The sequence below is a fragment of the Rhizobium sp. Root1203 genome (assembly GCF_001424945.1).
Classification (GTDB): domain Bacteria; phylum Pseudomonadota; class Alphaproteobacteria; order Rhizobiales; family Rhizobiaceae; genus Rhizobium.
In genome coordinates, this window is record NZ_LMCW01000003.1 from 36,412 (window position 1) to 50,492 (window position 14,081).

The following is a 14,081-nucleotide window of genomic DNA, read 5'->3' on the forward strand; positions in this document are numbered from 1 at the left end:
AGCACGATGCTCGGCCTATGCCTTGAACGCATCCTAGCTGTATCCGGATCATTGTTTATGCCGTCCCGGGGGGCTGCGGGAAGCAAATTTATTGTGTACGGCCGTGATGGGCTGGACTGTAACAAAACGTCCAGTGCCGACGTATATGTGCGATTGGCAACTGGACGCACCTGGCGTACCGCTTTCGGCCTTCCCGGTAGTGACAGTACAGGCCGTTTGGACTACGACAATTCCAAAAGCAGCGATTGCCCGGCCACATGACTTTGCCGCCCAGCATCGTGGATAACCTCCGACACTTTGAGGAATAAGACTATGCCAGCTTATCGTTCCAGAACCACGACCCACGGCCGAAACATGGCGGGTGCACGCGGCCTTTGGCGCGCAACGGGAATGAAGGATTCGGACTTCGGCAAGCCGATCATCGCTGTGGTGAATTCTTTCACCCAGTTTGTTCCCGGCCATGTCCACCTCAAGGATCTGGGGCAGCTGGTCGCCCGCGAGATTGAAGCTGCCGGCGGCGTCGCCAAGGAATTCAACACGATCGCCGTCGATGACGGCATCGCCATGGGCCACGATGGCATGCTCTATTCGCTGCCGTCACGCGAACTGATCGCCGACAGCGTTGAATACATGGTCAACGCCCACTGCGCCGACGCGATGGTCTGCATCTCCAACTGTGACAAGATCACACCCGGCATGCTGATGGCGTCCCTGCGGCTCAACATCCCGACGGTCTTTGTATCCGGCGGCCCGATGGAAGCCGGCAAGGTGACGATGCATGGCAAGAAAGTCGCGCTCGACCTGGTCGACGCGATGGTGGCCGCAGCTGATGACAAGATCAGCGACGAGGACGTCGCCGTCATCGAGCGCTCGGCCTGTCCGACATGCGGTTCCTGCTCCGGCATGTTCACGGCCAACTCGATGAACTGTCTGACGGAAGCCCTTGGCTTGTCGTTGCCAGGCAACGGTTCGACCCTGGCAACACACTCCGACCGCAAGGGGCTTTTCCTGGAAGCCGGCCGCCGTATCGTCGATTTGGCCAAGCGCTACTACGAACAGGACGATGCCACCGCCTTGCCACGCACCATAGCCAGCAAGGGCGCCTTCGAAAACGCCATGGCGCTCGATATCGCCATGGGCGGCTCGACCAATACCGTGCTTCATATTCTGGCGGCCGCCCACGAGGGCGAGATTGATTTCACCATGGACGATATCGACCGCCTGTCCCGTCGCGTCCCGTGCCTCTCGAAGGTCGCGCCCGCAAAGGCCGACGTTCACATGGAGGATGTGCATCGCGCCGGCGGTATCATGGCTATCCTGGGCGAGCTGAACCGCGCGGGCCTTCTCAACGTCGATCTCCCGACCGTGCACGCGTCGACAATGCGCGAGGCGCTTGCTCAGTGGGACATTGCCGTCACCGACAACAAAGCAGCCCTTGACCTCTTCAGTGCAGCGCCCGGCGGCGTTCCGACGCAGGTTGCCTTCAGCCAGAGTTCGCGCTGGGAAGAGCTTGACCTCGACCGTGAAAAAGGCGTCATCCGTGACGCCCAGCATCCGTTTTCCAAGGACGGCGGCCTTGCCGTGCTGAAGGGAAATCTGGCGCTCGACGGTTGTATCGTGAAAACGGCGGGCGTCGATGAATCGATCCTGAAGTTCTCGGGCCCGGCGCGCGTCTTCGAAAGCCAGGATGCCTCCGTGAAGGCGATCCTTGCCAACGAGGTGAAGGCCGGCGACGTCGTCGTCATCCGCTACGAGGGGCCTAAGGGCGGCCCCGGTATGCAGGAGATGCTCTACCCGACCAGCTATCTGAAGTCGAAGGGCCTCGGCAAAGCCTGCGCGCTGATAACCGATGGCCGTTTCTCCGGCGGCACTTCGGGTCTGTCGATCGGCCACGCTTCTCCTGAAGCGGCCAATGGGGGCACGATCGGTTTGGTCCGCGAAGGCGACATGATCGACATCGACATCCCGAACCGGACCATCAGCCTGCGCGTCGACGACAAGGAACTTGCTAGTCGTCGCGCGGAGCAGGAGGAAAAGGGCTGGCATCCAGCTGAGCCGCGCAAGCGCAACGTGACTACCGCGCTCAAGGCCTATGCTGCCTTTGCAACCAGCGCCGATCGCGGTGCTGTGCGCGATCTCGGTGGCCGCTGACACGACCTGCGGATTAAAAAGTCAGATGCTCATGAGACCGGTCGCTTCAAAGCGGCCGGTTAATTTTTTTGTAGGTTTCATCCAGTTGCGTCAGCCGCTCCTCATAGGCGGCCTTGATACAACTCGCATCCGCCTCGCATGCCTGTCTCGTCTTTAGCCACGCCGTCTGCTCATCCTGCAGCGTTCCGCGTGCGCCCATTGCCATGAGCCCTGAGAGAAGGTCGAAGGTGGTCACCATCTTCACGTCGGCATCGTTGAGAGCCCGATTGTCGCAGATCGCCTTCTCATCGGGCTTCAATTCCTTGCTGTCGCAGTTGAAGCTCGCCGCATTGGCGATGCTGGACGTAAGAGCCAGAACGGCGGTGGCCATAAGGAGGAGAGGGCTGCGGTATCGCGTCATGCATGCGTTCCTGTACCATTGCTATCGGGCTCCTGTCGGCGCCATGGCGATGAAGATGATGCAGGACAGCTCGACGGCAAGGACAAAAATCTCCGACAGGACAATGCCTGTAGGCAGCCAGAGCGCGACATCACGGGCGGCGAGCTGTCTCGCCTTGAGGGTGTTCCCGGATTTTTACCTTTGATATCAGCGATATGGCGTGTTTTCCCGACTCATTTTGGTAGCAGGCTTCAGCATTGCGTGAGGGTACGCATTCTTCCATGGTTCCGCCCTCTTTCCTTTCTAGCGTCCGGCGCTACAACGTCTTCTCAAGAGTATTTCAGAAGGGATTCCCATGCACGACCTGTTAAAGCGCGCCTCGTTTCCGATGCTCGCTGTGGTGCTTGCACTTCCGCTCGATGCCCGCGCCCAGACGGCCAAGGCCGTGCCCCAGAGCCAGATGGAAATGCAGTTGTCGTTTGCGCCGCTGGTCAAGCAGACAACCGGGGCCGTCGTCAACGTCTATGCGGAAAAGACAGTGCGCCGTCAGTCGCCCTTTGCGGGCGATCCCTTCTTCGAACAGTTCTTCGGCCAGCAAATGCCCAATCGCAGCGAGAAGCAGTCCTCGCTCGGCTCCGGCGTCATCGTTGAGGCTAACGGGACCGTGGTAACCAACAACCACGTCGTCGACGGCGCTGACGACATAAAGGTCGCTCTCTCGGACGGGCGGGAATTTCCGTGCAAGGTGGTGCTGAAGGACGATCGTCTCGATCTTGCCGTCTTGAAGATCGAGACGAAGGAAACCTTCCCGGCTCTCCCGATCGGAAACTCGGATGCTGTCGAGGTGGGTGATCTGGTGCTGGCGATCGGCAACCCGTTCGGTGTCGGGCAGACTGTCACGAGCGGCATTGTCTCAGCACTCGCTCGAAACCAGGTCGTCAAGAACGAGTTTGGCTTCTTCATCCAGACGGATGCATCGATCAACCCCGGCAATTCCGGCGGTGCGCTGATGAACATGAAGGGCGAGCTGATTGGCATCAACACCGCGATCTTCTCGCGCGGCGGCGGTTCCAACGGTATCGGCTTCGCCATCCCCGCCAATCTGGTCAAGGTTTTCCTGACGTCCGCCGACGCCGGCGTAAAGTCTTTCGAGCGGCCGTATGTCGGCGCCACCTTCGACGCGGTTACGTCTGAGGTGGCTGATGCACTGGGGCTTGCCAAGGCTCGCGGCGCGATCGTGGTCAAGGTCACGGACGGCGGACCCGCCGCAAAGGCCGGCCTCAAGGCCGGCCAGGTGGTGACGGCGGTAGACAGTATACCGGTCGAACACCCGGATGCGCTGCTCTACAGGCTGACGACGGCTGGTCTCGGCAAATCGGTCAACCTGACGGTTATCGAGAATGGTCGGGAGCAGACGGTTTCCATCGCCCTCGGACGCGCCCCCGAAACCGCCCCGCGCGATCAGCGCACGATAGGCGGGCACTCGCCGTTTACCGGCACTGTCGTCGAAAACCTCTCTCCGCGCGTTGCCGACGAGTTGCGCATGCCGTCGGAATCGTCAGGTGTCGTGGTATCCGAGGTGAAGGACGGTTCTCTCGCTGCCCGCCTGGGCTTCGAACCGAAGGACATCATCGTGTCCATCAATGGCACGGAAGTGAAGACCACCAAGGATCTCGCCGAAATGGCGAACGGGGAACCGAGCTTCTGGCGCGTCGAGATCGAGCGCGACGGCCAGCGGGTCCGGCAGTTCTTCCGATGAGCAACGATCTCTTCGCGCCGCGCATTCCGCAGGAGGTCGCCAACCGGCGGCCGCTGGCGGATCGACTTCGCCCGCAAACGCTGGCCGAGGTCACCGGTCAGGAGCATCTGACCGGCGAGGACGGCGTGCTGCGGCGGATGATCGAGAGCGGCTCATTGGGATCGATGATCTTCTGGGGACCGCCCGGAACGGGAAAGACGACGGTCGCGCGACTGCTATCCGGCGAGGCTGGTCTTGCGTTCGAGCAGATTTCCGCAATCTTCTCGGGCGTTGCCGACCTGAAGAAGGTCTTCGAAGGTGCCCGCCTGCGGCGTATGGACGGCCGCCAGACGCTGCTTTTCGTCGACGAGATCCATCGCTTCAACCGCGCTCAACAGGATAGCTTCCTGCCCGTCATGGAAGACGGCACTGTGATCCTCGTCGGAGCGACGACCGAGAACCCGTCATTCGAGCTCAATGCGGCTCTTCTCTCCAGGGCACGCGTACTGACGTTCAAGTCACACGACGACGAGAGCCTGGCAGAACTGCTGAAACGTGCGGAAGCAACCGAAGAGAAGGCGTTGCCCCTCACGCCGGAGGCAAGGGTCAGCCTGCTGCGGATGGCGGACGGCGATGGACGGGCGGTGCTGACGCTCGCCGAAGAAATCTGGCGTGCGGCGCGAGAGGGCGAGACTTTCGATACCGAGGGCCTGACTCGCATCGTGCAGCGCCGTGCACCGGTCTACGACAAAGCGCAGGATGGGCACTACAACCTGATTTCCGCATTGCATAAATCCGTCCGAGGTTCGGACCCTGACGCAGCGCTCTACTATCTCGCCCGTATGTTCGATGCGGGTGAGGATCCTCTATACCTCGGTCGCCGGCTGGTTCGCATGGCGGTAGAGGATATCGGCCTCGCGGACCCGCAAGCGCTGGTGATCTGCAATGCCGCCAAGGATGCGTACGACTATCTCGGTTCGCCTGAGGGAGAACTGGCGCTGGCGCAGGCCTGTGTCTATCTCGCGACCGCGCCGAAATCGAACGCGGTCTACACTGCATTCAAAGCTGCTATGCAGGCGGCCAAGCAGAACGGCTCGCTGCTGCCGCCCAAGCATATTCTGAACGCACCGACAAAGCTGATGAAAGGCGAGGGCTACGGCGACGGCTATCGCTATGACCACGACGAGCCGGATGCTTTCTCCGGACAGGATTATTTCCCCGAGAAGATGGGGCGCCAAACCTTTTACGATCCCCCCGAACGAGGCTTCGAGCGTGACATCCGCAAGCGCCTCGAATGGTGGGCGAAGCTGAGGAAAGAGCGCAATCCGCGCTGATTAAGATGCCCGCATCTGTCCAGTCGCCGGAGTGATCTTGACCGAGGACTCCGCGAGCCCATGGTGGCCTTCCATGTCGACCACGAGATGCCAGTGGCCGCTCTCGGGGATGGGCATGCGGATGGGGGATTTGCGGGCGACACCGCCTACATACTTGAAATCCAGGACCTCGGTAAAGCGCTGGTAATTCGGCGCGGTCATCAGCCGCACATTCGCGACAGCGTTCAGCGTCACCTCGATGATCGTCCCGGCCCGCTGGTCTTTGAGATCGTAGTGGGTAAAGCGAAAATTCGGTTTCGACATCGGTCTTCTGGCATCAATGATCTATGCGCTCAGACTAGCAGCGCCCGGTTAAGGAAGCGTTTGCGGCGTCCCGTGTCGCCGGGAATCTGCGCGTGCCCGCGACCAATATCGTCAATGGATACGTCCACCGTCGCCTTCAAGTGGCATGAACTGCAATACCACATCGTCACGGCTGTGAGCGATCTGCGTGGGATCATGGCCGCACTCATCGGCGGCGAAGTGACGAGCTGCGTCCTCGCTGGCGAAAATGCCGCCGACGAGTCCGTCTCGATCCTGAACCACCCAATGGCCACTCTTGTCTTGGCCGATGGTGAAACGCACCGTTTCTTTGTGCCGGAGCGGTGAAATGGGGGGACGCGAATGAAGGGAAGGCATCGTTTTCCTTTTTGGTCGTTGCCGAAGGTGCCTATGAATCCTAAGGGCGCAGGGGTTTCGGTTCCATCGCTGGAGAGAACTGAAAATATAAGAATTTCATAGCGGTAGGGATTTACTGCGAAGATCGGATACCAATGTCAGGGCATCGAATACGGAGGTTTTTTCGTCAGGAGCCAACGCGACCATCGGCAGCCGAACGCTCGGGTCTGTACCGAGGAGGACATGGAGCGCGTGTTTGACGGCGGACGGATCGCCGTCGGCGCCCAGAGCCTGCACCAGCGGGAGAAGACGTCCCTCGAGCGCCAGTGCGGCGTGGACATTTCCGGCGCGCGCCGCCTGTTGCATTGAGGCAAACAGTCGGGGATGGATATTCGCTCCAGCTGAGATAATGCCGTCGCCGCGCTGACCCAAGAAGGCGCGCGCCGTATCGTCGCGGTTGGAAAGGAAGGTGAACCGATCGCGCAGATGCCGCGGCAGATCGACTGAACAGATATCGGTGTCGAGCACTCCCACCAAGGCGACGATCGACGGGATGCAGGAAAACGCTTCTAGCGTCTCCCGGGAAAGGCTGATGGCGCAACGAGACTGGTTACTGTCGACGATAAGGGGCAGCGTCGTTTCGGCCGCCAACATCTGGAAGTGATGCACGACGCCCCTCTGCAGGGGTTTGGAATAGTAGGGGGCGGTGACCAGAGCCGCGCTGGCGCCGAGATTCTCTGCCTGGCGGGTGAGGGCGATGGTGCTTGATGTGGAATTGGTGCCTGTCGCGGCGATGATCGGTACGCGACCGGCTGCAACCCGGACACATGTCCGAACGACTTCGGCCTGCTCCTCCATGGAGAGGGTCGGCCCTTCGCCGGTCACTGTGCAGACTGCCAAGCCGTCAATTCCGGAACGGATCTGTCGTTCCGCCAGTTGCTCCAGCGCTGCGAGATCGGGTCTGTCGCCACGAAACGGTGTAATCAGCGCCGTCGTGATAGTGCCGAGGCGCAACGATATGTGTGTTCGCATGGGCTGTCAGAATCCCCCAAGGATCACATAGAGCTCGACGGTGGCGAGCACGATGCCGAAAACGATCAGCGCCTGCGCCGTTCTTTTTTCACGCATCTGTCGCCTTTGCATCGGCCTACGTGGGCGGGCGACGAGAAAGATCGGGGACATGAAATATCGCATGGCTTTTACCTCTGCATTGCAAGGAAGGCTAACGCCGCGCGCCCTAGGAAATCCATTGGGGGCAAGATCGAAAGAAATATAAATAATATAAAGAGCGCCATCATTCGCAACAGCTGTGAAACGCTGGAATATCACGTAAAAACAAGTATTTGGCTGCGATCTCTGAATCGATGCAGGAGGCGTTTGAATCTAGAAGACAAGCAGAACTGGCTTGATCTGCGGGCGGAATGCCGAACATTATTGAAATATATCCGAACGAACCATTGCAGCGATTGATATGCCGACAGAACAGCCTTTGATCGATACGGCGCTTGTGCGCCGGCTGGTTGGACAGCAGTTTCCCGAATGGTCCACCTTGCCGGTGAAGCCGGTCGCGTTCGGTGGTTGGGACAACAGGACGTTTCACCTGGGCGATCGCATGACTGTGCGGCTGCCGAGCGCTGCACGCTATGCCGAGCAGGTCGCAAAGGAGCAGCGCTGGCTGCCGATCCTCGCTCCCCAATTGCCACTGCCGATCCCATCGCCGCTCGCGATGGGCGTTCCGGACGAAATCTATCCATGGCCGTGGTCCGTCTACGAGTGGCGCGAGGGCGAGACCGCCCGGGTCGAACGGATCGAGGACCTCACGGAATTCGCCCTGACGCTCGCCGCCTTCCTGGACGCACTGCAGAGAGCGGATGCCACCGGAGGTCCGCTGCCTGGCCCTCACAATTTTCACCGAGGCGCTCCGCTCCACGTTTACGACGCAGAGACCCGCAGGGCGTTGCTGGATCTTGAGGGACGGATCGACGTGAACGCCGCGACCGAAGTATGGGAGGCGGCGCTTTCGAGCACCTGGAGGATGCCGCCCGTCTGGTTCCATGGGGACGTCGCCAACGGCAACCTCCTCGTCGAGAATGGCAGGCTCAGCGCGGTTATCGATTTTGGTACGTCAGGCATCGGTGATCCTGCCTGCGATCTCGCGATCGCCTGGCACCTGTTCGAAGGTGAGAGCCGGAAGGCATTTCGCGACGCCCGGCCGCTCGACAATGGAACCTGGGCGCGGGGGCGCGGCTGGACGCTGTGGAAGGCGCTGATCGTCGCGGCAGGGATGGCAGGGGCCAACGAGTCCGGTGTTGACAGGTCCTGGCGGGTAATCGACGACGTCTTGGCCGACCACCGCGAATGGGCATGAAGAAAAAAGAAGCGCGCCGGTGTCGGCAAGCGCGGCGTTGAGCCGTCCTTGGCATATACCGGGAAGCCGACAATTGCGGTGCACCCGGTCACCCATCGAGAGCCCATTGCGGCCACAGAGGAGACTGACATGAGCAAGACTATCGCAATCCTCGTCGCGCGGCTGATTTTTGGCGCCGTCTTCGTCATGGCGACGAGCTTCAAGTTCCTCGATATGCAATCGACCGCAAACTTCATCTCCGCTGCGGGCTTTCCCTTCCCGCTCTTCCTTGCCTGGATCGCAGCCTTCTTCGAACTTGCGCTCGCCCTTGCACTGCTGACCGGTGTATTCTTTTCCGAGGCGTCACTACTGGCCGGAATCTACGTTGTCTTTCTCGCCTTCGCATTCCACGGCCCAGGCCGCTGGGGCGCAAGCCAGGCGGAATTCGGGTTTTTCATCGACCACTTCACCTTCCTCGCCGGACTGCTGTTTGCGGCCGTCCACGGTCCGGGCGATGCACTGGTCGTGAAAGCCGGCCACGCGCGGCGAGCCGCCTGATTTTCCGATCTACCGCAATATGGCGTCGAAGGCAGGCATTCCAATGAGGGCGGAGGCGCCGATCAGCACATAGCAGATGATCCGGAAGGTGCTTTCCTTTGCCAGGCCGAACAGCCTGGAGCCTGCGAACAAGCCGACGGCATAGCTCGGCAGGATGATGACAGTCAGCGCAAAAACCGCCTCCACGAACAGGCCACCGGCGTAATAGCTGACCACGCTGAAGCAAGTCGAGACAGAGAAATAGAGGATGACGTTGGCTCTGACCCTGGCAAACTCGGTCTTTCCACCAAGCCAGTATGCTACGACCGGTGGGCCGCCAAGCTGGGCTGCGCCGCTGAACAGCCCTGCGACCAGGCCGACCGCGGCGGTGAGCAGTGTAAGGGTCTCTCCGTGAAAACGCCATCCGGAGACAAGCAGGACGAGTAGGCAGGCGGCGATAATCGTGATGGCCCAGCGCAGAATCAAGGGGTCTGCCAGTGCCAGAACTGCCGTGCCTGCGGGGACGCCGAACGCTGCACCGATGGCCATCGTGAATACTTCGCGCCTGTTGGCGTTTCTCCAGGCGGGCGGAATCATGCCGAGCGTTGCCAGTCCGTCGATCACCAGAAGAACCGGTGAAATCAGCTTTGGCCCGATGATCGCCCCGCCGAGCGGTATGAAGATCAAAGCGGCCCCGAAACCGGAGAAACCGCGGGCAAGCCCAGCGATAAAAGCGATTGCGATCAGCGCGTAAAGCCCGTGGTCAGGCAGTGCCGCGGCGAACGACGCGTTGAGGTCGGCCACAAAGGCGCCGAAAGACATGGGCAAACGACCGGGACTACGAGGCCAGCATCAGATCCATGTTCTGCACGGCGGCGCCCGACGCACCCTTACCGAGATTGTCGAGTAGCGCGACGAGGTTGACCTGCGAAGCGCCCGGTGTGCCGAAGACGAACAGCTTCATCGTGTCCTTGCCTGCGAGTTCGACGGCATCGACGCGGGAAAGCCCGCGGCTCTCCTCAAGCGGCACGACGGTCACGATGTCCTGACCCGCATAGTGGGCCACCAATGCTGCGTGAATGCTCTCCAGCGTGGAGCCGGCGGCAAGATCGTCGAGGTAAAGCGGCACCTGCACGATCATGCCCTGCGCGAACTTGCCGACGGAGGGCGAGAAGATCGGCGCGCGATCGAGGAGGCCGTGGATCTTCATCTCGGGCACATGCTTGTGCGTCAATGGCAGTCCATAGAGAAAGTGCGGCGCCGAAATGGCATCCTCGCGGCTCTGGTCTTCGATTTGCGCGATCATCTGCTTGCCGCCGCCGGTATAGCCAGACACCGCATTGACAGTCACGGGATATCCGTCCGGAAGCATGCCGGTCGCGCGCAGGGGGCGGATGAGGCCAATGGCGCCCGTGGGATAGCAACCGGGGTTTGCCACGAAGCGGGCGGCCTTGATCTTCTCGGCCTGCTCCTTGTCCATCTCTGCAAAGCCATAGGCCCAGGACGGATTGACGCGGAAGGCCGTCGACGTGTCGATGACGCGCACATTGTTGTTGGCCGAAACCATCTGCACGGCTTCCTTGGATGCGTCGTCCGGCAGGCACAGGATGGCGATATCGGCACTGTTCAGCATGTCTTCGCGGATCGCCGCGTTGCGCCGCTCGGCCTCCGGTATGGACAGAAGCTCGACGTCGCGGCGGCCGGCCATGCGCGTGCGGATCTGCAAGCCCGTTGTGCCGTGTTCGCCATCGATGAAGATCTTCGGTGCCATTGTCTTTTTCACACTTTCAATAGGTTAGAAGGAAGTCCGGAATCATTTTGAGAGTTGGGTGAGTCAACCGTGTGACGCTGCAGCGCGCCGTTCGGCATGCAACCCAAGCATATACATTGCCACTGTCGCCCCGGCAATGGCGGTGATATCGGCATGGTCGTAGGGCGGGGAGACCTCGACGACGTCGGCGCCGCGGATGTCGAGCTGGTGCAGCCGTTGCAGGACGGAAAGGATTTTCGCGCTCGAGGGGCCGCCGGAAACCGGTGTTCCGGTGCCGGGCGCGTAGGCCGGATCCAGGCAATCGATATCGAAGGTCAGGTAAGCAGGCGCCCCCCGGGTGTGGGAGATGATCGTTGCCGCAATGTCAGTGGCATTCATGTCCTCGATCTGGTGACCGTAGAGAATATGGATGCCGAAGTCTTCAGGCGCGTGCGTGCGGATGCCAATCTGGATCGAGCGGTCCGGGTCGATGATGCCGTCGCGGGCTGAGCGCGCCACAAAGGAGCCGTGGTCGATGCGCCTGTTGTCGTCGAACCACGTATCCTGATGGGCGTCAAACTGCACGAGTGCCAGCGGGCCGTGCTTTGCGGCATGAGCCTTGAGGATCGGCCAGGTGACATAGTGGTCGCCGCCGAGCGTCAGCATGAAGGCGCCGCTCTCGACGATCGTCTTTGCCTGTTGTTCGATTGCGGCAGGCGTTTCCTGATGGTTGCCATAGTTCAGCAGGCAGTCGCCGTAGTCGATGACCGCCATTTCGGCAAAGAGATCGCGGTCGAACGGATACTGCGGATCGTTGTCGAAAATCGCCGACGCGCGGCGGATCGCCTGCGGTCCGAAACGCGTCCCTGGCCGATTGGATGTCGCCGCGTCGAAGGGGATACCCCACACGACGGCATCCACGCCGGTCAGATCCTTGGTGAAACGACGGCGCATGAACGACAGCGCGCCGGCAAACGTCGGGTCGGTCGCGGCGGAGGTGAGGCTGGTTGCCGTGAAGGCATGGTCGATCGACTTGTTCGCCAAGATCTGCTCCTCTGGATGGATGGAAGGACGGTGCTGATCGAAATGAAATTACGAAACGCTGGAGGCCGGGGCCGGCCGGCCTCGTCGCCTATGGAGCGTCAGCCGGGCAGGCGGTCGGCCAAAACCTCGGGGCGTTTTATTTGAGGCGGTGTCTCAAAAAGTTCCCCCGCTCGTGCCATCAGCGCCGCCGCCACTTTACCGCTCAGGTGTGCCTGCCTGCCGGGTTCATTGTCAAAGGCATCGAAGATCGCAAATGTACTGTTGTCGTAGCGTACCGCGAACCAAGCGATCGTGTCGGGTTCGGCGGCCACCAGCGCCTGGGCGCTCGTCAGGAATTGCGCGACCTCGTCTTCCTTGCCGGCTTTGGCTTTGAGTTCGTAGAGAGCAAGTTTCGTCATCGTCGTCTCCTCTTTGCGCGCCTGTGCCCGAGCGCAACCTACCACCAACTCGCGACAGGATTGAATGACTCGACAATGCGCCAAAAGAAAAGGCCGGGCAAAACCCGGCCTTCGCAATTCCCGTATTCTCGGTAAGCGATTAACGCTTGGAGAACTGGAACGAACGGCGGGCCTTGGCCTTACCGTACTTCTTACGCTCGACAACACGGCTGTCGCGGGTCAGGAAGCCACCCTTCTTCAGAACCGGGCGCAGGCCTGGTTCGAAGTAGGTGAGTGCCTTGGAGACGCCGTGACGAACGGCACCGGCCTGGCCGGAAAGACCGCCGCCGGCAACCGTCGCGATGATGTCGAACTGGCCGTCACGGGCAGCCGCAACGATCGGCTGACGCAGAATCATCTGCAGAACCGGGCGCGCGAAGTATTCCGTGAATTCCTTGCCGTTGACGACGATCTTACCGGAGCCCGGCTTGACCCAAACGCGGGCAACGGCGTTCTTGCGCTTGCCGGTCGCATAGGAACGGCCAAGCGAGTCGACCTTACGGACGTGAACCGGAGCAGCTGCTTCGGAAGACGTGCCGAGATCCTTCAGGGAGGAGAGGTCAGCCATTCTTAGGCGCTCCTTACATTCTTTTTGTTCAGCTTGGCAACGTCGAGGGCGACGGGCTGCTGTGCTTCGTGAGGATGGTTGGAACCGGCGTAAACGCGGAGGTTCTTCATCTGGCGACGACCGAGCGGGCCACGCGGAACCATACGTTCAACTGCCTTTTCGAGGACGCGCTCCGGGAAGCGGCCTTCCATGATCTGGCGAGCGGTACGCTCCTTGATGCCGCCGGCATAACCGGTGTGCCAGTAGTAAACCTTGTCGGAATACTTCTTGCCGGTGAATACGACCTTGTCGGCGTTAATGACGATAACGTTGTCGCCATCGTCGACGTGAGGCGTAAAGGTAGCCTTATGCTTGCCACGCAGACGCATAGCGATAACAGAAGCGAGACGGCCAACGACAAGCCCTTCGGCGTCGATGATCACCCACTTCTTCTCCACCTCTGCAGGCTTCTGGGAGAAGGTTGCCATAGTAGTTACTCTCTTTTGGATCCCTTGACCCGAAGGCGAAAGGGCGTTTCTTGTTGCTTGATTTGATGGCCAAAGGGCACACCAAAAAGAAAGCAGCCGGGGAAGGCTGCGTTCTGGGGCGTGTATAGAAGCAAACGCCGATCCGGTCAATATTGGCTACCTAGACGGCAAGAAAAACAATCTAGCAAAATCAACATGTTATGTATGTGGTAATTTGATACCTCAATTTATCGCGGCGGAATCGAGTAGGTGACCGTTGCGTGGGCGACCAGTTCATCGGCGTCCTCCTGAAAAATCGACGCTTCCATGACAGCAAGGCGCTTGCCGAGTTTCAGGATTTTGCAGACGCAGGTGGTCTGAACCGGCTTTGGCAGGCGCAGAAAATTGATGTACAGGCTGGTCGTGACAGCCAGCGCCACGGGGCCGATATGCGAAAGCACGGCAACGTAAGCCGTGACGTCGGCCAGCGTGAACAGGGCAGGGCCCGAAACCGTGCCGCCGGGTCTCAGGTGCCGCTCGGAAGGGTCGAGTCGCATCGAAGCGCGGCCTGGTATGATCTCGGTCACGGCAAAGACGCGTCCGTCGGTGTGGATCTGCGGAAAATCGGTCTCCAGAAACCGGTTGACCTCCTCGATCGTCATGACCGGCTGCATCGCTTCTCCTCGAAATTGT

General features: G+C 60.5%; 16 protein-coding genes. 6 read left to right on the forward strand and 10 right to left on the reverse strand.

The window, feature by feature from the left end:
• The first annotated feature begins 312 nt into the window (after positions 1 to 312).
• Positions 313 to 2,151 carry a dihydroxy-acid dehydratase gene (ilvD, locus tag ASC97_RS04625; RefSeq protein ID WP_057467186.1) on the forward strand — a complete coding sequence of 613 codons (1,839 nt, stop codon included), beginning with the start codon at positions 313 to 315 and terminating at the stop codon, positions 2,149 to 2,151.
• Positions 2,152 to 2,197: 46 nt separating this feature from the next.
• On the opposite strand, the gene ASC97_RS04630 is transcribed toward ilvD, so the two are convergent.
• Positions 2,198 to 2,521 carry a lysozyme inhibitor LprI family protein gene (locus ASC97_RS04630; protein WP_443216726.1) on the reverse strand — a complete coding sequence of 108 codons (324 nt, stop codon included), beginning with the start codon at positions 2,519 to 2,521 and terminating at the stop codon, positions 2,198 to 2,200.
• Positions 2,522 to 2,885: 364 nt separating this feature from the next.
• Between ASC97_RS04630 and ASC97_RS04640 the strand changes: the two genes are divergently transcribed.
• Positions 2,886 to 4,289, forward strand: a complete 1,404-nt coding sequence (locus ASC97_RS04640; protein WP_057467189.1) for a DegQ family serine endoprotease — start codon at positions 2,886 to 2,888, stop codon at positions 4,287 to 4,289.
• On the forward strand, positions 4,286 to 5,602 hold the full coding sequence (locus tag ASC97_RS04645) for a replication-associated recombination protein A (protein WP_057467190.1): 1,317 nt from the start codon (positions 4,286 to 4,288) through the stop codon (positions 5,600 to 5,602). The genes ASC97_RS04640 and ASC97_RS04645 overlap by 4 nt, the downstream gene beginning before the upstream one ends.
• Here the strand turns inward: ASC97_RS04645 and ASC97_RS04650 are convergent, their stop codons facing one another.
• Positions 5,603 to 5,905: a DUF1883 domain-containing protein gene (locus ASC97_RS04650; protein WP_057467191.1), complete on the reverse strand. Its 303-nt coding sequence runs from the start codon at positions 5,903 to 5,905 to the stop codon at positions 5,603 to 5,605.
• Positions 5,906 to 6,019: 114 nt separating this feature from the next.
• On the opposite strand from ASC97_RS04650, the gene ASC97_RS36170 reads away from it, so the two are divergent.
• Positions 6,020 to 6,250, forward strand: coding sequence for a hypothetical protein (locus tag ASC97_RS36170; RefSeq protein ID WP_057467192.1), 231 nt, complete (start codon positions 6,020 to 6,022; stop codon positions 6,248 to 6,250).
• Positions 6,251 to 6,376: 126 nt separating this feature from the next.
• On the opposite strand, the gene dapA is transcribed toward ASC97_RS36170, so the two are convergent.
• On the reverse strand, positions 6,377 to 7,291 hold the full coding sequence (dapA, locus tag ASC97_RS04660; protein WP_057467193.1) for a 4-hydroxy-tetrahydrodipicolinate synthase: 915 nt from the start codon (positions 7,289 to 7,291) through the stop codon (positions 6,377 to 6,379).
• A 439-nt stretch (positions 7,292 to 7,730) separates the two neighbouring features.
• Between dapA and ASC97_RS04665 the strand changes: the two genes are divergently transcribed.
• Together ASC97_RS04665 and ASC97_RS04670 are read left to right on the forward strand one after the other, a co-directional pair.
• Entirely contained in the window at positions 7,731 to 8,627 is an 897-nt protein-coding gene (locus ASC97_RS04665; RefSeq protein ID WP_057467194.1) for an aminoglycoside phosphotransferase family protein, read from the forward strand.
• Between the two features lie 129 nt (positions 8,628 to 8,756).
• Entirely contained in the window at positions 8,757 to 9,164 is a 408-nt protein-coding gene (locus tag ASC97_RS04670) for a DoxX family protein (RefSeq protein WP_057467195.1), read from the forward strand.
• Between the two features lie 9 nt (positions 9,165 to 9,173).
• Here the strand turns inward: ASC97_RS04670 and ASC97_RS04675 are convergent, their stop codons facing one another.
• The 7 genes from ASC97_RS04675 to ASC97_RS04705 all read right to left on the reverse strand — a co-directional run bounded on the left by ASC97_RS04675 (position 9,174) and on the right by ASC97_RS04705 (position 14,062).
• Positions 9,174 to 9,965: a sulfite exporter TauE/SafE family protein gene (locus ASC97_RS04675; protein ID WP_057467196.1), complete on the reverse strand. Its 792-nt coding sequence runs from the start codon at positions 9,963 to 9,965 to the stop codon at positions 9,174 to 9,176.
• Between the two features lie 16 nt (positions 9,966 to 9,981).
• Positions 9,982 to 10,914, reverse strand: coding sequence for an N-acetyl-gamma-glutamyl-phosphate reductase (argC, locus tag ASC97_RS04680; RefSeq protein ID WP_057467197.1), 933 nt, complete (start codon positions 10,912 to 10,914; stop codon positions 9,982 to 9,984).
• A 63-nt stretch (positions 10,915 to 10,977) separates the two neighbouring features.
• Positions 10,978 to 11,937, reverse strand: a complete 960-nt coding sequence (speB, locus tag ASC97_RS04685; RefSeq protein WP_057467198.1) for an agmatinase — start codon at positions 11,935 to 11,937, stop codon at positions 10,978 to 10,980.
• A 98-nt stretch (positions 11,938 to 12,035) separates the two neighbouring features.
• Positions 12,036 to 12,335 carry a putative quinol monooxygenase gene (locus ASC97_RS04690; RefSeq protein ID WP_057467199.1) on the reverse strand — a complete coding sequence of 100 codons (300 nt, stop codon included), beginning with the start codon at positions 12,333 to 12,335 and terminating at the stop codon, positions 12,036 to 12,038.
• Positions 12,336 to 12,474: 139 nt separating this feature from the next.
• A complete protein-coding gene (gene rpsI / locus ASC97_RS04695; RefSeq protein WP_057467200.1) occupies positions 12,475 to 12,942 on the reverse strand; it encodes a 30S ribosomal protein S9 in 468 nt (155 codons plus the stop codon).
• A 2-nt stretch (positions 12,943 to 12,944) separates the two neighbouring features.
• Positions 12,945 to 13,409 (reverse strand): 50S ribosomal protein L13, encoded by a 465-nt coding sequence (rplM, locus tag ASC97_RS04700; RefSeq protein ID WP_057467201.1) that lies wholly within the window; start codon positions 13,407 to 13,409, stop codon positions 12,945 to 12,947.
• Positions 13,410 to 13,636: 227 nt separating this feature from the next.
• A complete protein-coding gene (locus ASC97_RS04705; protein ID WP_057467202.1) occupies positions 13,637 to 14,062 on the reverse strand; it encodes a PaaI family thioesterase in 426 nt (141 codons plus the stop codon).
• Between the last annotated feature and the right edge of the window lie 19 nt (positions 14,063 to 14,081).